Origin of the sequence: Nocardioides sp. (assembly GCF_050699375.1) — a bacterium.
GTDB lineage: Bacteria > Actinomycetota > Actinomycetes > Propionibacteriales > Nocardioidaceae > Nocardioides.
Genome location: NZ_JBOHDN010000276.1, coordinates 1 through 19,962 on the forward strand (window position 1 = coordinate 1; position 19,962 = coordinate 19,962).

Annotated in this window: 17 protein-coding genes; 9 read left to right on the top strand and 8 right to left on the bottom strand. The window is 68.2% G+C overall.

Going from position 1 to position 19,962, the window contains the following annotated elements:
* Positions 1-294 precede the first annotated feature (294 nt).
* Positions 295-3,741, top strand: a complete 3,447-nt coding sequence (locus ACRDPS_RS19890; RefSeq protein WP_431503392.1) for an ATP-binding cassette domain-containing protein — start codon at positions 295-297, stop codon at positions 3,739-3,741.
* A 47-nt stretch (positions 3,742-3,788) separates the two neighbouring features.
* Here the strand turns inward: ACRDPS_RS19890 and ACRDPS_RS19895 are convergent, their stop codons facing one another.
* Positions 3,789-4,328, bottom strand: a complete 540-nt coding sequence (locus ACRDPS_RS19895) for a Clp protease N-terminal domain-containing protein (RefSeq protein ID WP_431503393.1) — start codon at positions 4,326-4,328, stop codon at positions 3,789-3,791.
* Positions 4,328-4,540: an RNA polymerase subunit sigma-70 gene (locus tag ACRDPS_RS19900; RefSeq protein WP_431503394.1), complete on the bottom strand. Its 213-nt coding sequence runs from the start codon at positions 4,538-4,540 to the stop codon at positions 4,328-4,330. The genes ACRDPS_RS19895 and ACRDPS_RS19900 overlap by 1 nt, the downstream gene beginning before the upstream one ends.
* 291 nt (positions 4,541-4,831) lie before the next feature.
* Between ACRDPS_RS19900 and ACRDPS_RS19905 the strand changes: the two genes are divergently transcribed.
* The gene (locus ACRDPS_RS19905) at positions 4,832-6,049 is read left to right on the top strand and encodes an MFS transporter (protein ID WP_431503395.1); all 1,218 of its coding nucleotides are present in this window, start codon (positions 4,832-4,834) and stop codon (positions 6,047-6,049) included.
* A gap of 21 nt (positions 6,050-6,070) precedes the next feature.
* On the opposite strand, the gene ggpS is transcribed toward ACRDPS_RS19905, so the two are convergent.
* Positions 6,071-8,323, bottom strand: coding sequence for a glucosylglycerol-phosphate synthase (gene ggpS / locus ACRDPS_RS19910; RefSeq protein ID WP_431503396.1), 2,253 nt, complete (start codon positions 8,321-8,323; stop codon positions 6,071-6,073).
* Between the two features lie 465 nt (positions 8,324-8,788).
* Here ggpS and trpS point away from each other — a divergent pair, with 465 nt between their 5' ends.
* From trpS to ACRDPS_RS19930, 4 genes are read left to right on the top strand one after another with little or no spacing between them, the layout of a single operon-like run.
* Positions 8,789-9,856 carry a tryptophan--tRNA ligase gene (gene trpS, locus ACRDPS_RS19915; protein ID WP_431503397.1) on the top strand — a complete coding sequence of 356 codons (1,068 nt, stop codon included), beginning with the start codon at positions 8,789-8,791 and terminating at the stop codon, positions 9,854-9,856.
* Between the two features lie 12 nt (positions 9,857-9,868).
* Positions 9,869-10,393: a 2'-5' RNA ligase family protein gene (locus ACRDPS_RS19920; protein WP_431503398.1), complete on the top strand. Its 525-nt coding sequence runs from the start codon at positions 9,869-9,871 to the stop codon at positions 10,391-10,393.
* Between the two features lie 30 nt (positions 10,394-10,423).
* On the top strand, positions 10,424-11,338 hold the full coding sequence (locus ACRDPS_RS19925; protein WP_431503399.1) for a YihY/virulence factor BrkB family protein: 915 nt from the start codon (positions 10,424-10,426) through the stop codon (positions 11,336-11,338).
* A gap of 15 nt (positions 11,339-11,353) precedes the next feature.
* Complete coding sequence (locus ACRDPS_RS19930; RefSeq protein ID WP_431503400.1) at positions 11,354-11,578, top strand: SCO4848 family membrane protein; 225 nt, start codon at positions 11,354-11,356, stop codon at positions 11,576-11,578.
* A gap of 14 nt (positions 11,579-11,592) precedes the next feature.
* Here the strand turns inward: ACRDPS_RS19930 and ACRDPS_RS19935 are convergent, their stop codons facing one another.
* Positions 11,593-12,054, bottom strand: a complete 462-nt coding sequence (locus ACRDPS_RS19935) for a MarR family winged helix-turn-helix transcriptional regulator (protein WP_431503401.1) — start codon at positions 12,052-12,054, stop codon at positions 11,593-11,595.
* Between the two features lie 48 nt (positions 12,055-12,102).
* Between ACRDPS_RS19935 and ACRDPS_RS19940 the strand changes: the two genes are divergently transcribed.
* Together ACRDPS_RS19940 and ACRDPS_RS19945 are read left to right on the top strand one after the other, a co-directional pair.
* On the top strand, positions 12,103-12,519 hold the full coding sequence (locus ACRDPS_RS19940; RefSeq protein WP_431503402.1) for an organic hydroperoxide resistance protein: 417 nt from the start codon (positions 12,103-12,105) through the stop codon (positions 12,517-12,519).
* Positions 12,520-12,633: 114 nt separating this feature from the next.
* Positions 12,634-13,107, top strand: coding sequence for a hypothetical protein (locus ACRDPS_RS19945; RefSeq protein ID WP_431503403.1), 474 nt, complete (start codon positions 12,634-12,636; stop codon positions 13,105-13,107).
* Positions 13,108-13,277: 170 nt separating this feature from the next.
* Here ACRDPS_RS19945 and ACRDPS_RS19950 read toward each other — a convergent pair whose 3' ends face one another.
* From ACRDPS_RS19950 to ACRDPS_RS19965, 4 genes are all read right to left on the bottom strand, one after another.
* Positions 13,278-14,018 carry a succinate dehydrogenase/fumarate reductase iron-sulfur subunit gene (locus ACRDPS_RS19950; protein WP_431503404.1) on the bottom strand — a complete coding sequence of 247 codons (741 nt, stop codon included), beginning with the start codon at positions 14,016-14,018 and terminating at the stop codon, positions 13,278-13,280.
* A complete protein-coding gene (locus ACRDPS_RS19955) occupies positions 14,018-16,072 on the bottom strand; it encodes a fumarate reductase/succinate dehydrogenase flavoprotein subunit (RefSeq protein ID WP_431503405.1) in 2,055 nt (684 codons plus the stop codon). The genes ACRDPS_RS19950 and ACRDPS_RS19955 overlap by 1 nt, the downstream gene beginning before the upstream one ends.
* Positions 16,073-16,087: 15 nt before the next feature.
* Positions 16,088-16,807 (bottom strand): succinate dehydrogenase cytochrome b subunit, encoded by a 720-nt coding sequence (locus ACRDPS_RS19960; RefSeq protein WP_431503406.1) that lies wholly within the window; start codon positions 16,805-16,807, stop codon positions 16,088-16,090.
* Between the two features lie 108 nt (positions 16,808-16,915).
* Positions 16,916-18,028 carry a glycosyltransferase gene (locus ACRDPS_RS19965; protein WP_431503407.1) on the bottom strand — a complete coding sequence of 371 codons (1,113 nt, stop codon included), beginning with the start codon at positions 18,026-18,028 and terminating at the stop codon, positions 16,916-16,918.
* Between the two features lie 177 nt (positions 18,029-18,205).
* Between ACRDPS_RS19965 and ACRDPS_RS19970 the strand changes: the two genes are divergently transcribed.
* Complete coding sequence (locus tag ACRDPS_RS19970; protein ID WP_431503408.1) at positions 18,206-19,840, top strand: sulfatase-like hydrolase/transferase; 1,635 nt, start codon at positions 18,206-18,208, stop codon at positions 19,838-19,840.
* Positions 19,841-19,962 lie beyond the last annotated feature (122 nt).

The window sequence follows — 19,962 nt, forward strand, 5'->3', positions numbered from 1 at the left end:
GCCCGGCACGGATCTCGTGCCGGGCCGCGGCGCGCTCGGACGCCTTCCTGGGGTGTGTGAGGTTGCTCTCCAGATCTTTATCGGTTCCCTATTTCCGCAGGTAGGTGGCCTGTTCGACCCCTCTCCAGGGCGGAAAACCTTTAGGTAAGTGTCGGTGGTCGCGCATACCGTGATCTATTGATGACCGCGACCCTCTCGACTCCGCCCGTGCCGACTTCCGGCCAGGCTCTCGGAGTCCCCGCCAAGCCTGTCGACTCGAGTCGACAGGTCGACTGGCGACGCCTGAGAGGACCGGTGACGACTGCTGCCCTGATCGCCCTGGCGGTGGCCATGGTTGCTCAGTCGATCGGCACCATCGTGGCCGGCCGGCTGGCCGAGAATCCGACCGCCAGCCTCGTCGGGTGGCTGGCGCTGTGCGTGATCGGTGCTTCGCTGGTCGACTCGACGGCCAAGATCGCGTGGGTCGGTGCCTCCGACCGGGTCGAGGGCAGGCTGCGCGAGGACGTGCTCCAGGCCGCCATGCGCCAGCCGCTCGCCGAGCTCAGCGAGCAGGCGGTGGGCGAGATCCTCGACCGGGTCGACGACGACTCCCACGAGGTCGGCAACCTGCTGCGCTGGCAGCTGTGGATGCTGTTCCGTTCGATCTTCGCGGCGCTGCCGATGTGGATCGTGGCGAGCTTCACCTGGTGGCCGGCGGCGTTCCTGTTCCCGTTGCTGGCGGTGGTGACCTGGTTCGCCATCCGCCGGCTGCTGGGCGAGATCTCGCGCCTCAAGGTCATCGAGGAAGCGTCCTGGACCGACCACGCTGCTGTGCTCGAGGAGGGCATCGCGGGGCGTGACGACCTGCGTACGAGCCTGGGTCAGGCCCACGTCGTCGGCCGGGTGGCGAGGCTCTCGGCGACGGTCCACGACAGGTTCCGTGCGGTGGTCACGGTCGAGGCGAAGGTCGGCCGGCGTGCCGGCGTGCTCCTGCACTCCCTGCTGGCCGGCATCGGCCTAGCTGGCGTGGCCCTCGCCGCCACCGACCAGCTCGGGATCAGCGCGCTGGTGACGTTGTTCCTGGTCACGAGCACCTTCGTAGGGCAGATCGCGATGCTCGCCAGCCACCTGCCCGAGATCCAGGCGGGGATGGGCGCGGTGATCCGGCTGCGCCAGATGCTGGCTACCGAGCCGGAGCCCGAAGGTGGCGCCCCGGTGCCCGACGGGGGAGCGCTGGAGGTCGAGCTGCGCGACCTGACCTTCTCCTACGCCGAGGGCGCCTTCGCCCTCCAGGGCATCTCGCTCACGGTGCCGGCTGGTGACACCATCGCGCTGGTCGGCCGCACCGGCTCGGGCAAGTCGACGCTCGCCTCGCTGCTCTCCCGAGCCGTCGAGCCGCCGCACGGATCGGTGTTCCTCGGTGGCGTCGACGTACGCGACCTCGACCTGCAGCAGCTGCGCGCCTCGGTGGGCGTGGTGACGCAGCGTACGGAGATCCTGGCCGGCACGCTCGCCGAGAACATCTCCCTCTTCGACGACGAGCGCCCGCGCGAGGACATCGAGGGCGCGGTCGCCAGGCTCGGGCTCTCGGAGTGGGTGGACGGCCTGCCCGACGGTCTCGACACCCTGCTCGGACCTGGTGGCACCTCGCTGTCGGCGGGGGAGGAGCAGCTGGTCGCCTTCGCCCGATTGCTGGTGCGTGACGTACGAGTGGTCGTGCTCGACGAGGCGACCGCACGGATGGACCCGCTCACCGAGCGCAGGGTGGTCGCGGCCTCGGACCGGCTGCTCACGGGACGTACGGGCATCCTGATCGCCCACCGCCTCTCCACCATCGAGCGGGCGCCGCATGTCGCCGTGCTCGACCACGGCCGAGTGATCCAGGACGGGCTGCGGGCCTCCCTGGCGGCCGCGCCCGGCCCGTTCCGGGACCTGCTCGACGCCAGCCGCACCGAGCACCATGACTCACCTTCGCCGGACGTCAAGCCGGTCGACCACTCCACCCTCGACCATGTCGCCGAGGGCAACGTGGGCGGCAAGCGGCGCTCAGGACCGCCACCGGAGGTCCCCGAGGTCGGCACCGGCCCGTCGCTGACCCGCGGGATCGCGCACGCCCTCTTCATCCGCCCCGAGTGGGGTGTCGCGGGCGCGCTGCTCTTCCTGTTCGCGTCGATGACCGGCGCGCAGGGTGCCTTCACCGGTCTGCTCTGGGGTCGCATCGTCGAGTCGCTGCAGGACGGCGGGACGCCGACGGTGATGTCGGTGCTGCTGGTGGTCAGCCTGCTGGCCGCGCCGTTGATGCTCGCCGACGCCTTCTACCGCTACCCGCGCTGGTGGATCGAGGTCATGCTGCGCGCCCGGATGGCGGTGCTCTACGGCCAGACCCGCCAGCACCGCCTGACGCGTACGCCGCCGGGCGAGGTCGTCGCGCGGTCGATGGACGCGGACCGCTACGCCCGGTACGCCGACCGCTGGGTCGACTTCTTCAACGGACTCGTCATCGCTGCGGTGACGGCGCTGCTCGCGGGCACCGCGCTGGCCGGCGTCGTGCTCCTGGTAGTCATGATCGCCTCGGCGCTGGCCTCCGCGGTCGGCCGGCCGATCGCCGGCCGCTCGGCCTCGGCCTCCTCCGCGGCCCGTGCGCGGTTCGGTCGCGCGGTGGTCTCCGCGCTGGAGTCGGTGCGCACCGTGAAGCTGGCCGCTGCCACCCCGCAGGTCCACATCCACCTGCAGCACGTCGACTCCGGCCGCGTCGAGGCAGCGGTGAAGGAGCACCGGGTGCAGGCATTCCTCGACGGAGTACCCGCGCTCATGGTGCAGTGCGGTGTCGTGGCTGCCTGGGGCATCTACTTCGGCGGCGGCTGGGGGCTGGCGACCGCGCTGCTGGTGACCAACGCGGTCTCGGGCTTCGACTGGTTCGGCCGGGTGGCCGGCATGGTCGTGACCGAGGCGCCCGGCACCCGTGCCTGGCAGAAGGAGACCAGCCGGTTCGCGAGCGGTCGCGACCTGATGGACCTGCCGCCCGATGTCGACCTGGTCTCCGGCGCAGCTCCGGACCCGGCTCCGGTCGAGCGGGTCTCGCTGCGGTCGCTGGAGCTCGCGGGGCTGTCCGCGGTTCACGACGACGGCACCATCGGTGTCTCCGACGTCTCGCTCACCATCGAGCGCGGCGAGCTGGTGCTGCTGGTCGGGCAGGTCGGCTCGGGCAAGTCGTCCCTGCTCGCGTCGCTCGCCGGCCTCATCGAGCACACCGGCGAGGTCCGGTGGAACGATGAGCTGGTCGCGGACCCGCAGGCCTTCTTGAGGCCTGGGCAGGTTGCGTACGTCGCACAGGTGCCGCGGGTGCTCTCGGGCACCTTCGCCGACAACATCCGCCTGGGCCACGACCGGCCCTTCGACGACCCCGTCGCCGATGCCCGCCTCGAGCTCGACGTGAAGGAGGCGGGCGGACCGGATGCGATCGTCGGCCACCGGGGCGTACGCCTCTCAGGTGGTCAGGTCCAGCGCCTCGCTCTGGCACGGGCCTTGGCCGCGGGCACCGAGCTGCTCCTGGCCGACGACGTCTCCAGCGCGCTCGACGCGGCCACCGAGATCGAGCTCTGGCGGGCGCTGCGCGACCGGCACACCACGGTCATCGGGGCGACCTCCAAGCGGGCCGCTCTTGCCCAGGCCGACCGCGTGGTCGTCATGGTCGACGGTGAGGTCGCGGCCGTGGGCCCCTGGTCTGGCCTTGCCCCGGCCTGGTCCCATCTGGCCGGCTGACCGCCTGCGGGCGTGACGCCTCGGCCTGCGGCGGTGACGCTTCGGCGTCAGGCGGCTTCGCCGCGTTCGAGCATGCGGCGAAGCGCAGCAGCATCCACGCCGAGGGCCCGTAGGGCAGCATGTCCTTCCCCCTCCGCGCGGATGATCCCGAGCAGGATGTGCTCGGAGCCGATGGAGCGATCCTCGAGCCGGATCGCCTCGCGCAACGCCAGCTCGAGGACCTTCTTCCCATCCTTGGTGAAGGGAATGTGCCCGCCGAGGCGGCGGCGTGGCTTCCCGTTGTCCAGGGCTCCTTCGCCGAACGTCTCCTCGACCTTGGCGCGCACCGCGTCCAGGTCGATCCCGAGCGCGGACAGGGCGTCGGCGTCATCGTCGCCCAGGTGCCCGTGGGCCCGCTCGATCTCCACGCGTAGCGCTGCGGGATCCACACCCGCGTCGGCAAGGGCCCGGGCGGCAGCGGAATCAGACCCCGACCGGATGGCCAGCAGCAGGTGATCGTCGCCGATGCGCTCGTGGCCGAGCTCGGTGGCGTACGTCTGGGCCCCGGTCACCGCCTCGCGGGCGGACTTGGTGAATCTCTCGAACATCAGGTCTCCTTCGCGTACTTCTTGTGGACCGCCTGCCGGCTGACCTCCAACGCATCGGCGATCTCCTGCCAGGCCCATCCCTGTCGGCGGGCGTTCGTCACCTGCAGCCGCTCCAGCGAGTCGGCAAGGCGACGCAGCGCGAGCGCGGCTCGCAACCCGATGCGCGGGTCGGCGCTCGCGGCCGACTCGGCAAGGTCCTTCACATCCGTCATGCTGTCAATGTAAGTTGACAGTCGAGTATTGTCAACCGAAGTTGACAAATCCGCTGCCGAGAAGTCACTTCTGCAGGTCGAGAGGTCCTCTGCAGGCCGAGAGGTCACCGGGGTGCCCACTCGGCCTGCAAAGCTGACGCCTCGGCCGGCAGAGCTGACGCCTCGGCCTGCAGAGCTGACGCCTCGGCCTGCAGAGCTGACGCCTCGGCCTGCAGAAGTGACGCCTCGGCAGGGGACACGGGTCACACCGATTCACGGAATAGCCTCTGAAGTGGCCATGGTTAGTCCGTAGTGACCGACACCGTTAGCACCACGACCGCCGCCAGGCCGGTCACTCCTGCCCGTTTCACCATCGCCGTGCTCGCGCTCGCGATGGGTGGTTTCGCGATCGGTACGACCGAGTTCGTCACCATGGGTGTGCTGCCCGAGATCGCAGAGGGTGTCGGTGTCGGAACCTCGACGGCGGGCCACCTGATCAGCGCTTATGCGGTCGGAGTGGTCGTCGGCGTACCCATCTTGTCGTTCTTCGTCGCCCACCTTCCGCGCAAGGGTCTGCTGCTCGCACTGATGGCGGCGTACGCCCTGTTCAACGTGCTCAGCGCCGTCGCCGTCGACTTCCACATGCTGCTCGTCGCGAGGTTCCTGGACGGGCTGCCGCACGGCGCCTACTTCGGTGTCGCGACCATCGTCGCGACGTCGATGGCCAAGCCGTCGCACCGCGGACGAGCAGTCGCCCTGGTGATGCTCGGGCTCTCTGTCGCCAACGTGATCGGTGTCCCGTTCGCGACCTGGCTCGGTCAGACGGCCGGCTGGCGGGCACCGTACGCAGCCGCAGCGGGCCTCGCCCTGCTGACCGTGGTCCTGGTGCAGATCTCGGTGCCCCACTTCCCGGGCGACCCCAACGCCACCGGCCGCAGCGAGGCCGGCAGGTTCTTCACCAACAAGCAGGTCTGGCTGACCATGCTGGCCGGCGCGATCGGGTTCGGCGGCATGTTCGCGGCCTACTCCTACATCTCCCCGATCGTCACCGACACCGCCGGGCTGGCAGAGGGAGCGGTGCCGTGGTTCGTCTTCGCGTTCGGCATCGGCATGGTCGTCGGCACCTGGGTCGCAGGGGAGATGGCACGCTGGTCGGTGATGGGCTCGCTGCTCGCCAGCAGCCTCGGCATGATCGCGGTGCTGGGACTCTTCTGGCTGGTCGCGCCGACCGGCTGGTGGCTCGCGCCGGTCGCGTTCCTGACCACCGCGGTGGCCTCGGTGCTGGTGATCAACCTGCAGGTCCGCCTCATGGACGTCGCCGACGACGCGGTGACCCTCGGCGCCGCCATGAACCACGCGAGCCTCAACATCGCCAACGCCCTCGGTGCCTTCGCCGGCGGCATCGCGCTCGACACCTGGAGCGCCCGCGAGGCGCCGCTGGTCGGAGCCGGTCTGGCCGGCGCCGGGTTCAAGGGGAACGCCGAGTCGGCTCATCCTGACGCCAGACGATGCCGAGTCGGCGCGTCATAACGCGCCGACTCGGCGGATCTTCTAGAGGTCTGCCTCGTCCTCGGGAGCGGCGGTGGCGGCCTCGACCGCCGCGATGAACCCGTCGGCCCAGGCCTTGGAGTCGTGGTGGCGGACCGTGTCCCACAGCCCACGCATCCGGTCCTTGGTCTCGGCCTCGTCCATGTCGACGGCCTGCAGGAAGACCCTGACCATGTCGGAGACGTCGTGCGGGTTGGTCAGCACCGCGCCGCGCAGCTCGGCAGCGGCCCCGGCGAACTCGGAGAGCACCAGCGTGCCGCTCGTGCCGAGGAGGCCGTGGACCGCGGCGTACTCCTTCGCGACCAGGTTCAGGCCGTCGCGCAGCGGGGTGATCCACATGATGTCGGCGTTGGCGTAGTAGGCCAGCAGCTCCTCGAACGGGATCGGCCGGAAGAAGAAGTGCACCGGCATCCAGCCCATTCGCGAGAACCGGCCGTTGATCCGCCCGACGGCCTGCTCGATCTGGTTCTGCAGCGACTTGTAGACGGTCATCTCGCCGGCCGCCGGCACGCACACCAGCACCAGCGACAGCTCACCCATCAGCGAGGGATCCTCGAGCAGCGCGCGCTCGAAGGCCTCGAGCTGCTGCAGCACGCCCTTGGTGTAGTCGAGCCGCGAGACGGCCAGCGCGATCCGCTGCCCGGCGAACTCCGTCTTGACCCGGGCGATCGACTTCTGCACGGCGTCGGTGGCCAGCGTGTCCTCGATCTTCTTCGTGTCCACGCTGACCGGGTTCGCGCCCAGGTGCACCCGACGCCCACCGACGTCGATGACCGACGGCATGGTGTCGAGGCCCAGTGCGAAGCCGTACGTCCGGAAGCGCGGAGCGCAGTCCTCGGTCTCGACGACCGCGACCGGCGCCACCCCGCGCGCCACGTCGACGAAGTTCTCCACCTGGCGCGGGATGTGGAAGGAGATGTAGTCGCACTGCAGCAGCGACCCGATGATCTCGCGGCGCCACGGCACCACGTTGAACACGTCCGAGGACGGGAAGTGGGTGTGATGCAGGAACGCGATCTTCACATCCGGCCGCAGCTCACGCAGGTAGGCCGGCACCATCCACAGGTTGTAGTCGTGGATCCAGACGATCCCGCCGTACGCGGCCTCGGCCGCCGCCTGCTCGGCGAAGGCCTTGTTGACCCGGCAGTAGACCTGCCAGTCCTCCTCCTTGAACTTCGCGCGCTCCCAGAAGGTGTGCAGCAGCGGCCAGAACGCCTCCTTGGAGAAGCGCTTGTAGAAGATGTCGACGTCCTTCTTCGACAGCGGCAGTCGCGATGCCACCAGCCCGGGATAGAGCTTGGGGTCGACGACCGTGTGCGTGGCGAACTCGCCGCGCTTGGGATCGTCGATCGACCAGGCGACCCAGGACCCGGTGCGCTCGGTGAAGAACGACAGCAGCGTCGGGATGATGCCGTTGGGCGACTTCGGGCGCCGGCGCTTGACCTCCCCGTCCTCGACCACCTCGTCATAGGGGAGGCGGTGGTACAGCATGACGAGGTCGGACTTTCCGGGGTCATCAGCGTCGTTCTCGGGGTCAAAGATGTGCTCGTCGTCGAGCAGGTTGAAGTGCCTGATCGCCTGCAGGATCCCGCCGGTGCCGGGGGAGGTGGCGTGGAACGTACGTCCCTTGTCCCGGGTCGCGTCCAGGAGCAGGTCCTCGGCCTCGCCGACGCAGACACCCGGGAACCCGATGTCGTACATCGACAGGTCGTTGAGGGTGTCACCGGCGACCAGCACGCGGTCCTTGGGGATGCCGAGGTGCTCGACCAGCTTGGTGACGGTGTGGCCCTTGTTGATCCCGCCGGGGAGCACATCGAGGTAGTGGCTGGCGGAGTAGAGCAGGTCGCAGCCGATCTGCGCCACCAGCGGGGCGAGATCGTCGGTGACCGCCTCGGGGTCGCAGAAGTAGGAGACCCGGCGGTCCTGGGGAACGTTCTGGCGCACCAGCCCGGGCCGGTCGCCGATCTTCTCGAGGACGGTGAGCTCGCCGGGCCACTTGGCGGCGATCTCCTGCTGGATGGGCTCGACGGCGAGCAGGTCGTGTCCGGTCACGATCGTGGCACCGACGTCGCAGATGATGAAGTCGGGCGTGGGGATGGTCGGGTCGGCCAGCAGCGGCATCACCGACTCGAGGCCACGACCGGTGACAAAAGACAGAAGTACGTCCTCACGCCGGCTCAGCGTCTGGTAGAGCTTGACCTTCGCCTCCGGGTCGCCGGCCAGGAAGGTTCCGTCCAGATCGGTCGCAAGCAGCATGCGCGCATTGGCAGCGGACGTTTGGTTCACAGGTCTCCTCGAAGGTCGCCGGGCCTTGAACCCTGTTGGCTGGTTGGGCAAGGCTGCGGACCCCTTGGAGGATCCGCGGGTCGACCAACCACGGTAACAGGATCAGGTTTCGTTCAGCGAACGGGCTTTTGACGGGCGATCGAATCCCGGCTGAGTAGAGATTCTCAGGATTCCCACAACTTCGTAAGAATTTGGTGCACCTTTCGATAACCCAACCGAAGATCCGTCGTTGAGTGGTCATGCGGATCCTGCCCGCGGCCTTCAAGACCGCGGGCGGCCACGGTCCTCGACGTTGATCACGGGGGGCGCCGAGGCTCATGGCCGGCACGCAGATCAGTGCCGCGGGCAGGGTCCACAGAAGGGTCCACAGAACGTAGACATCGACATCGGGCCACCATTTCGAGCCTTTCGGCGAGCGGCTGTCAGAATGCGTCCATGACCGGCAGCACCGCTCCCCGGGACCCGTCCGTCTCGGGTCCCGCCTCGACCACTCGGCCCAGGGTCCTCTCCGGCATCCAGCCGACCGCCGACTCCTACCACCTCGGCAACTACCTCGGCGCGGTGCGGCAGTGGGTGAGCCTGCAGGAGGAGCACGAGCCGTTCTTCTTCATCGCCGACCTGCACGCGATCACGGTCGAGCAGGACCCGAAGGTCCTGCGGGAACGTACGCGGCGGGCCGCCGCCCAGCTGTTGGCGGCCGGTGTCGACCCGGAGCGGTCCGCGATCTTCGTCCAGTCCCACCTCCCCGAGCACGCCCAGCTCGGCTGGGTGATGCAGTGCATCACGTCCTTCGGCGAGGCGCGCCGGATGACCCAGTTCAAGGACAAGTCCGCCAAGGGTGGTGAGGGCGCGGCCTCCGTCGGCCTGTTCAGCTACCCGATGCTGATGGCCGCCGACATCCTGCTCTACCGCCCGGCGTACGTCCCGGTCGGCGAGGACCAGCGTCAGCACCTGGAGCTGACCCGCGACCTGGCGCAGCGGTTCAACAGCCGCTACAAGAAGACCTTCAAGCTTCCCGAGCCCTACATCCTCAAGGAGGTCGCCAAGATCTACGACCTCCAGGACCCGACGAGCAAGATGTCCAAGTCGGCATCGAGCCCGGCCGGCCTGATCGACATGCTCGACGACCCCAAGGTCTCGGCGAAGAAGATCCGCTCCGCGGTCACCGACTCCGAGATGGAGATCCGCTTCGACGAGGAGGCCAAGCCGGGCGTCTCCAACCTGCTGCGGATCTACTCCGCACTGACCGGGTCCGAGATCGACACGCTCGTCGAGAAGTACGCCGGCAAGGGCTACGGCGACCTCAAGAAGGACCTTGCCGACGTCGTCGTCGACTACGTCACGCCCTTCCGCGAGAAGACCTTCGAGGTGCTCGAGGACAAGACCTATCTCGACGGCGTCCTGCGGCGGGGCGCGGAGACGGCGGGCGCGGTTGCCCGCAAGACTCTGGCCGACGTCTACGAGCGGGTTGGCCTAGTGCCCCCCGCGCCGCCTCTCGGCTAGTAAGGTCGGCGCATGCGCACCATCGGTGTTGCCATCGCTATCCCGGAGCCATGGGCAAGTCGACTCCAGGACTACCGGACGTCTCTCGGGGACGCGACGGCAACCATGATCCCGACGCACATCACCCTCGTGCCGCCGACAGAGATCCACGACGATCTGCTGCCCGACGTCGAGGCACATCTCCAGACAGCGGCATCGGGGGTCGCTCCGTTCAGCGTCCATCTGCGCGGCACCGGCACCTTCCGGCCGGTCTCGCCAGTGGTCTTCGTCGCCGTGGTGCAAGGCATCTCGGGCTGTGAGCAGCTCGCCAACACAGTCCGGCATGGCCCGCTCGACCAGAAGCTCACGTTCCCGTATCACCCGCATGTCACGATCGCTCACGACCTTCCCGACGCTAGCCTCGACAAGGCTTTCGCGGAGCTGGCCGACTTCGAGTGCGAGTGGTCGGTCGAGGAGTTCCACCTCTACGTCCACGACGACACGGATGGTTGGCGCCCGACCCGCGAGTTCGCATTGAGAGCAGCACTTACCGGCTGAGGGCGGGCGTTATCCCGCCACGTTCGATAGATGGGGGATCTCGGGATGGAGAAGGTCAAGGCGAAGATCGCCGAGCTGCGAGCGCGATTCCCGGCGCTGGACCGGGTGCTGCGTACGCAGGAGCATTACAGCGAAGTGAGCGCTTCCCAGCAGGCCGGCGCGCTCACCTACTTCGGCTTCCTGTCGACCTTCCCGATGCTCGCGCTCGGGTTCTTCGCGGTGGGGCAGATCGCCAAGGTGTACGCCGGCGCCGAGGCCGACCTGATCGACGCGATCGACCAGGTCCTGCCGGGGCTGGTCGGCAACGGGAAGGGCCAGATCAAGCTCGCCGACATCGAGAGCGCCGCCGGCACGGTCGGGATCATCGGTGCTTTCGGTCTGCTCTACGCCGGCCTCGGCTTCCTGGCCGGCCTGCGCCAAGCCCTCCAGATCGTCTTCGTGGTGCCCGACGAGATCCAGCCCGGCTTCCTGGCGGCCAAGGCGCGCGACCTGGCGGCGCTGATCGGTCTCGGCATGATCCTGCTGGTGGCGGTGGCAGCCACCGGCCTCGTACGCGCCTTCTCGGTCAACGTTCTGCAGTGGATCGGACTCGACGAGGGCTTCGGCTGGCTGATCGTGCTCCTCACCCTGGTCCTCGGCCTCGCCGCCAACATGGTGCTGTTCTTCGCCATGTTCCATCTGGCGCCCCAGAGGGGAAAGCCCAAGCGGGCCCTGTGGGGTGGCGCGTTGCTCGGCGCGATCGGCTTCGAGGCGCTCAAGCAGGCCTCGGCCCTGCTGCTCACCGCCACTCAGGGTCAGCCGGCCTTCCAAGCCTTCGGTATCGCCCTCATCCTGGTCGTCTGGATCCACTACACCTCGGTGGTGATCATGTACGCAGCGTCCTACGCGTACGTCTCGGCGACTCCCGCCGAGTCCGGCCCTGAAGGTCCGGATGCGAACGGTTGATGAGAGAGTCGTTTCATGAAGCTCGAGAAGACTGACGGCGCGCTCCTCCTGGTCATCGGACTCTGGACGATCGCGATCTGGACCAACTTCGGCCGCAACCTGGTCAAGACGGCCAAGGATCCGGAGCAGTCGCGTCCCAAGCCTTACTACATCGCGCACGCCGTGCTCGTGGTCGTCGACGTTCTCCTCGGCGGCCTGCTGGTCAAGCTGGGTGTGCAGCGGCTGCTGACCAAGCCGTAGCCCCTCGGAGTCCCTCAGTCGGACTCGGCCGTGTCGAGGTGGTCGACCAGCTCGGTGAGCTGGTCGCGCAGCGCGAGCGCCTCGGCGCGGGTTATCCCCATCGACTCGCCGAGCAGCTGCGGCACGCCGGCGGCCTGCTCCTCCAGCGCCCGACCGTCGTCGGTGAGGCTGACCAGCACCCGACGCTCGTCGCCGGGGTCGCGGTCGCGTCGCACCAGACCGGCGGTCTCGAGACGCTTGAGCAGGGGAGTCAGTGTGCCCGAGTCGAGCCGCAGCCGCTGGCCGAGCGTAGTCACCGAGAGCGGCTCCGTCGTCTCCCAGAGCACCAGCATCACCAGATACTGCGGATAGGTGAGGCCGGTCCCCTTGAGCAGCGTCACATAGCGCTTGGTGACGGCTCGGGTCGCTGCGTACAGGGGGAAGCAGAGCTGCGCGTCGAGCGCGAGCTGCGGATAGGTACGTCCGGACACATCCACCAGTCTACTCCCTTGCGCTATTAAATTGTGCGCAATATAGTTGTGCGCATGACACCGATCTACACAGCCTCCGCAGTCAGCACCGGCGACGCCCGCAACGGCCACGTCCAGTCCACCGACGGACTCATCGACGCCGACGTCCGCATCCCGAAGGAGATGGGTGGCGCCGGCGGTGCCACCAACCCGGAGCAGCTCTTCGCGGCCGGCTACGCCGCCTGCTTCCACTCGGCGCTGAAGCTGGTCGCCGGCAAGGCCAAGGTCGACATGACCGACTCCGAGGTCGTCGCCGACGTCAGCATCGGCGACAACGGCCAGGGCGGCTTCGGCCTGAGTGTGCAGCTCGAGGTGACCATCCCGGGCGCCGACGCCGCGACCGCCCAGCAGCTCGCCGAGCAGGCCCACCAGGTCTGCCCCTACTCCAACGCCACGAGGGGCAACATCGAGGTCGAGCTGACCCTCGCCTGAGGGTCTCCAGAGATACGACGGGACGTTCTTGTCGGTTACCCATCGGTAGACCGGCAAGAACGTCCCGTCGTATCCGTCTCGGTAGGGGTTATCCACAGGGGCGCGGATTACGGGGTGCGGGCCAGCCGGATCTGGCTCACCAGCTGGTCGCCGATGGAGCCCGAGATGCGCCTTCGCTGGCAGCTCGACCTGGGGCTCCCGCACCTGCTGTGCAACCATCCGGTCTTCGATCTCGCAGGGAACCACATCGGCACCCCGGACCTGCTCGACGTCGGAGCCGGTGTCGTCGGTGAGTACGACGGCAGTCTCCATCTCGCGGGCGAACGGCGTGCGAGCGACATCCAGCGCGAGAGTCTCTTCCGCAGGGCCGGACTGGAGTACGTCACCATGACCTCGCTCGACCGGCGTGACCCGGCTCGGTTCCTGCGGCGTACGCAGGAAGCCCGCGAGCGCGCGCTGCGTCTCGGGCCCGAACGCCGGTGGACGGTGGATCCACCAACGTGGTGGACCCCGACGGTCACGGTCGAGCAGCGCCGGGCCCTGACCGCCGCACAGCGCCAGCGCTTCCTCAGGAACCGAGCCGCCTGACCCGGCATCGACTGAATGTCCTGTGGTCGGTCAGCAGGCCCCGCGAGGTACGACGGGACGTTCCTGTCGCTCTACTCGACGGTAACCGACAAGAACGTCCCGTCGTATCCGGGCGGGACGCGAAAGGGCCGCCCTCGCTCGGAGGACGGCCCTTTCGGGTGAACCAGGGGTCAGCTGAGGATCATCGACTTGAGCAGGTCCTTGTTCAGCTGCGAGATCACGTCTAGCGGGATCTCCTTGGGGCAGGCGGAGGCGCACTCACCGATGTTGGTGCAGCCACCGAAGCCCTCGGCGTCGTGCTGGCCGACCATCGACTGCACCCGCGAGTAGCGCTCCGGCTGGCCCTGCGGAAGCTCACCGAGGTGGGTGATCTTCGCGCCGAGGAACAGCGAGGCGGAGCCGTTGGGGCAGGCGGCGACGCAGGCGCCGCAGCCGATGCAGGTGGCCGTGTTGAACGACCGCTGCGCCTTGTCGCGCGGCGCCGGCACCGAGTTGGCCTCGGGAGCCGAGCCGGTGTTGGCCGAGATGTAGCCGCCGTTCTGGATGATCCGGTCGAACGCGGAGCGGTCGACGATCAGGTCCTTGACGATCGGGAACGATGAGGCGCGCCACGGCTCGATGGTGATCGTGTCACCGTCCTTGAACGAGCGCATGTGCAGCTGGCAGGTCGTGGTGACCTCGGGCCCGTGCGCCTCGCCGTTGATCATCAGCGAGCACGTGCCGCAGATGCCCTCACGACAGTCGGAGTCGAACGCGACCGGCTCCTCGTCGTTGTGCAGGAGCTGCTCGTTGAGCAGGTCGAGCATCTCGAGGAAGGACATGTCCTGCGAGACGCCGTCCAGCTCGTACGACTTGAGCGCACCCTTGTCGGACGCGTCGGCCTGCCGCCAGATCTTAAGAGTCAGCTTCATTACTTGTACGACCTCTGCTTCATCTCGATGGCGGTGTAGATCAGGTCTTCCTTGTGGAGGACCGGGGCGCCGTCCTCGCCACCGAACTCCCAGGCCGCGACGTAGGCGAACTCCTCGTCGTGGCGCAGCGCCTCGCCCTCCTCGGTCTGCGACTCGCCACGGAAGTGGCCGCCGCAGGACTCGCGTCGGTTGAGTGCGTCGATGCACATGAGCTCACCGAGCTCGATGAAGTCCGCGACGCGGTTGGCCTTCTCGAGGTCCTGGTTGAGCGAGTCGGCGGAGCCGAGGACCTTGACGTTGGTCCAGAACTCCTTCTTGAGCTCCCGGATCAGGCCGATGGCCGTCTTGAGGCCCTCTTCGCGGCGGTCCATGCCGCAGTATTCCCACATGATCTGACCGAGCTCCTTGTGGATGGACTCCACGGAGCGCTCGCCGTTGATATTCATCAGCTTCTCGACCCGGGACGTGACTCCCTCGAGAGCCTCGACCACGGCCGGGTGGGACTCGTCGACCTTGTCGAACGGCCCGTCGGCGAGGTAGTCGGTGATGGTGTTCGGCAGCACGAAGTAGCCGTCGGCCAGACCCTGCATGAGCGCCGAGGCGCCGAGGCGGTTCGCACCGTGGTCGGAGAAGTTCGCCTCGCCGGTGCAGAACAGGCCGGTGATGCTGGTCTGGAGCTCGTAGTCGACCCAGAGCCCGCCCATGACGTAGTGCACCGCGGGGTAGATCCGCATCGGGCGCTCGTACGGGTCCTCGCCGGTGATCCGCTCGTACATGTCGAGGAGGTTGTCGTACTTCTCCTCGATCTTGTCGCGACCGAGGCGCTCGATGGCAGCACCGAGGTCGAGGTAGACGCCGCGGCGGAACTTCTTCACCGATCCGTCGGGCTGGGTCTCGTCGACCTCCGGGCCGACGCCGCGGCCCTCGTCGCACATGTACTTCGCCGAGCGCGAGGCGATGTCGCGGGGGACCAGGTTGCCGAACGCCGGGTAGATCCGCTCCAGGAAGTAGTCGCGGTCCTCCTCGGGGATGTCGCGCGGGTCCTTGGTGCAGTCCTCGGCGTTCTTCGGAACCCAGATGCGGCCGTCGTTACGCAGCGACTCCGACATCAGGGTCAGCTTCGACTGGTGGGCGCCGGTGACCGGGATGCAGGTCGGGTGGATCTGCGTGTAGCAGGGGTTGGCCATGTAGGCGCCCTTGCGGTGCGCGCGCCACGCGGCCATGACGTTCGACCCCATCGCGTTGGTCGAGAGGTAGAAGACGTTGCCGTAGCCGCCGGTGGCGAGCACGACCGCGTCGGCCAGGTGGGTCTCGATCTCACCGGTGACCATGTTGCGGGCCACGATGCCGCGGGCCTTCTCGTCGACGATGATCACGTCGAGCATCTCGTGGCGGGTGAACTGCTCGACGGTGCCGGCGGCCACCTGGCGCTCCATGGCCTGGTAGGCGCCGAGGAGCAGCTGCTGACCGGTCTGGCCGCGAGCGTAGAACGTACGCGAGACCTGGACGCCGCCGAAGGAGCGGTTGTCCAGCAGACCGCCGTACTCGCGGGCGAAGGGAACGCCCTGCGCCACGCACTGGTCGATGATGTTGGTCGAGACCTCGGCGAGGCGGTAGACGTTCGACTCGCGCGAGCGGTAGTCGCCGCCCTTGACGGTGTCGTAGAAGAGCCGGTAGTCGGAGTCGCCGTCGGACTTGTAGTTCTTGGAGGCGTTGATGCCGCCCTGTGCGGCGATCGAGTGCGCACGACGCGGGGAGTCCTGGTAGCAGAAGGACTTCACGTTGTAGCCGGCCTCGCCGAGCGTGGCAGCGGCAGCGCCGCCGGCCAGTCCGGTGCCGACGATGATGACGTCGAGCTTGCGTCGGTTGGCCGGGTTGACCAGACGGTTCTCGAACTTACGGGTGGTCCAGCGCTCCGCGATCGGGCCGGTCGGCGCCTTCGCGTCGACCAGCTTGTCGCCGAGCACGTAGTAACCCGCGGCGTCATCGGATTTCTGGACCGATGCCTCGTTGGTCGGGGTCAGCCCGGGAAGGTAATGAGTTCCAGCAGCCATGTGTGTCAGATGTCCTTACGAGATGACGCCGAAGACGGTGAACAGGGGGACCAGCGAGAAGCCGCCGGCGACCACGATCGCGACGACCCAGCCGGCGACGCGGGCCCTGGCACGCGACTCAGCGGTGTTGGTGAACCCGAGCGTCTGAATGGCGCTGAAGGTGCCGTGGTGCAGGTGGAAGGCGAGTGCGAGCAACGCGAGCAGGTAGATGACGACCATCCACCAGGCCTCGGGCTGGAACGCGCTCACCAGTAGCCGGTAGGGGCTCTCGGTGACGTTCGCCGCCTGTCCGCCCGGCCCCACGTTGATCTTCACGATCGTGAACTGGAGCAGGTGCCAGACGATGAAGAGGAGCAGGGCCACGCCACCCCAGCGCATGGTGCGCGAGGAGAGCGACGAGGCCTTGTTCTTCTTCACCGCGTACTTGACGGGCCGCTGGGCGTGCGCACGGATGGAGAGCGCGACGGCCGAGCCGACGTGCGCCACCAGGGAGCCCAGGAGCACCACCCTCAGAATCCAGAGGAGGCCGCCGTACGGGAGCATCGGCTCGCCGAACGTACGCAGGTGCTCGGCGTACTCGTTGTAGGCGATCTCGCCGCTGAAGGCTTTGAGATTCCCGTACATGTGCGCCAGCACAAAGAGGATGAAGACGATGCCGCTGGCCGCCATAAGGAGCTTCAGGGCGATCGTCGAGCGCGTCGACCGCGCGCCTTTGATCAGAGTCGTGGTTGCCACGGCACGCACGCTACTACCACCGACGTCCGGACCAGAACGCAGGTCAGGTGTGATCTACGCTGCTATGCGTGACCGGGTGGGGTTACTGGCTAGTATCGCCAGGCGGGGTTAGGCAAGCCTAACAGCAGGCTGGTCGAGGTTCGACCCCGAGTCGTGAGTTCGTGAGGGACCCGCCGCGGATCGCCCGCTGGACGTCGTCAGCCGGGCCAGCAGCTCGTCGACCGCGTCGGTCCACGGGCGGGTCGCGGCCAGCTCCCGGCCGCGGTCGCCGAGCAGCCGCCGCCGAGGGTCGGAGACCACCGAGGCGACCGCGTCGGCGAGCTCGCGGCTGCGGGCCGGGTTGTAGAGCAGGCCGGTCTCCAGGTGCTGGACGATCTCGGCGGCGGCACCGGCACGCGGAGCGACCACCGGGACGGCGCTGGCCGCGGCCTCGCGCAGGATGTGGCCGCATCCCTCCTCCTCGCCCGGCTGCACGAGGAGATCGAGCGAAGCCAGCGCTACGGCCATGTCGCCGGTGCCCAGCGGCCCGGTCAGCTTCGCCTGCGGGACCCGCTGCTTGAGCCAGCCACGCTGCGGCCCGTCACCCATGATCACCAACCGGATGCCGGGGACGGCGGTGAGCTCGGCCAGGCGGCGTACGCCATGGCTCTTGGCCAGGTTGCCGGCGTACCCGACCACCACCAGAGGCGAGGGGCGGGACTTCGCCTTGGACCAGCGGCGGTGCAGCCAGTCGTCACGCAGGCTGGGGGAGAAGGCGGCCGAGTCGACCCCGGGCTCCCAGACCTCTGCCTGGACCGCGATCGCCGCCAGCACCGTACGCAGCCAGGTGCTGGTGACGAAGATCTCATCCGCGTACGCGGCGACCCCGGTGTCCCAGGTGAGCGCGGCCTTGGGCGAGATCGGGGACTGCTGCACGACCATCGTGGTTGCGGCGGCCGCGGTCGGCGAGGACAGTGCCTTGCGTCCCAGGCGCCCGGGGTCGAACGCGATCACGGCGTCGGGCTCGAAGGACTCCAGGGCGCTGCGTACCTGGCGGCCGGTCTTGGCGATCGGCGAGACCCGGACGACGCGGCTGTTGCGATAGACCGCCAGACCCGGGCCGGGTGCGACGAATCGCACCTCGTGGCCGGACTCGATCATGCGGTCGGCGATGGCCTTCACCGTGGTCGTGACACCATCGATGGTAGGAAAGAAGGTTTCGGTGACCAACGCGATCTTCATAGGACCAGCGTCCTGCTCGGGGATGGCGGGAGCGCGACACGCGCGTTGATCGGGGATGAACCATCGGCGTAGTGGCAGGCTTCGGTGACCGAGCGGGCGCCGTAGCGATCGACCAGTGTGGTCGAACCCGGCGTGATTGAACCCAGTAGTGATCGACCAGTGTGATGAGGACAATCTGTGGCGGTATCCCGACGGGTCCGGACGCTTTCGGCAGCGCTCGCGGTGGCTGGCGTGGTGGGGATGTCCGGCTGTGGGCAGGCGCCCAACCAGCGGCCGACCGCTGAGCCGGTCCCGCAGCAGCCCTCGACCGCGACGCCGTCGTTCAAGATGCCGGTCGAGAAGCCCAACCTGCTGATGATCACCGTCGACGACCTCTCCTCCCTCGACATGGACTACCTGCCGAGCGTGAAGAGGCTCGTCGGCGAGAGCGGCGTGACCTTCACCGACGCGGTGGCGCCGACGCCGATCTGCGTGCCGGCCCGCGCCTCGCTCCTGTCGGGGCAGTACGCCCACAACCACGGCGCCCACACCATCCACGGCCCCGACGGCGGCTACCCGTCCTTCGACGACTCCGCGACGATCGCGACCTCGCTGCAGGAGGAGGGCTACACGACGTCGTTCACCGGCAAGTACCTCAACGAGTACGGCGAGAACGGGAGCAAGCACGACGTGCCGCCGGGGTGGGACGAGTGGCGCGCGACCGTCGACCCCTCGACGTACAACTACCGAGGCGCGAAGTTCAACGTCAACGGCCGTCTGGTGAAGCCGAAGGGCTACTCGACCACCGTCATCACCAAGCAGGCGCAGGCCTCCCTGAAGGACGCCAAGAAGCGGGCCGGATTATCGGGGCAGGTCGAGTCGCCGGGTTCCCAACCGTCGAACCAGCCGTCGAACCAGCCGTCGAACCAGCAGGCGAAGCCGTGGTTCCAGTGGGTCAACTACGTGGCCCCGCACCTCGGCGGTCCGACGGAGAAGGGCGACCCCAAGCAGCGCTTCCCCGGCACCAAGGGCGCGATCGGCGTCCCCGTCCCGGACAGGCAGGACCGGGACGCGTACGCCGACAAACCGATCCCGCCTCAGCCCAACCTGTTCCCGAAGAACCGTGAGGGGTTCCCGAAGGGCTCGCCGTCGCGCAAGAAGCCGACCCAGGTCGAGAAGGACGCCTATCGGCTCTCCTACCAGCGGCGGATCGAGTCGGCGCGCAGCCTGGACCGCAACATCGCGTCCATGCTCGAGGGACTGAAGAAGAGTGGCGAGCTGGCGCGGACGCTGGTCGTCTTCACCTCGGACAACGGCTTCTCGAGCGGCTATCACAACTTCAACGGCAAGCTCTGGTACTACCAGGAGACCCTCGGGATCCCGGTCCTGATGAGCGGTCCCGGCGTGCCCAAGGGGCGTGAGGTCGGCACCCCGATCACGAACCCCGACATCGCCACGACCCTGCTCGCGGCGGCCGGCGCCTCCGACCCGCATGAGCCCGACGGCGTCGACATCCTGCCGTGGCTGAGCGCGCCCGAGCAGACCCGAGTCGTTCCCATCGAGGCGTGGCCGACCTCCGACGGGACCTCCCGGCTCTGGTCCGGGGTGCGCGTGGGGCGCTGGACCTACGTCGAGCTGAACACCGGCGGGGTCGAGCTCTACGACCGCAGGTCGGATCCCTACGAGATGAACAACCTCGCCGACGACCCGGCCCACGCCAGGACCCGCGCGCGCCTCGCGGAGCTGACCGACAAGTATCGCGAGTGCGCCGGCGAGACCTGCCCCAAGAGGATGTACGCCGCCAACCGGCCGCTCGACCTGGCTGGTCTCTAGCCGGGTCGTCCCCGGCGAGGCCCGGCCCGGTGGGACCGGTCTCGGTCATCGGGCGGGCTCGACAACCTCGTCCACTCGGGCGTTAAAGTAGACTAAATAACTCATATTACTTGGGAGTGTTT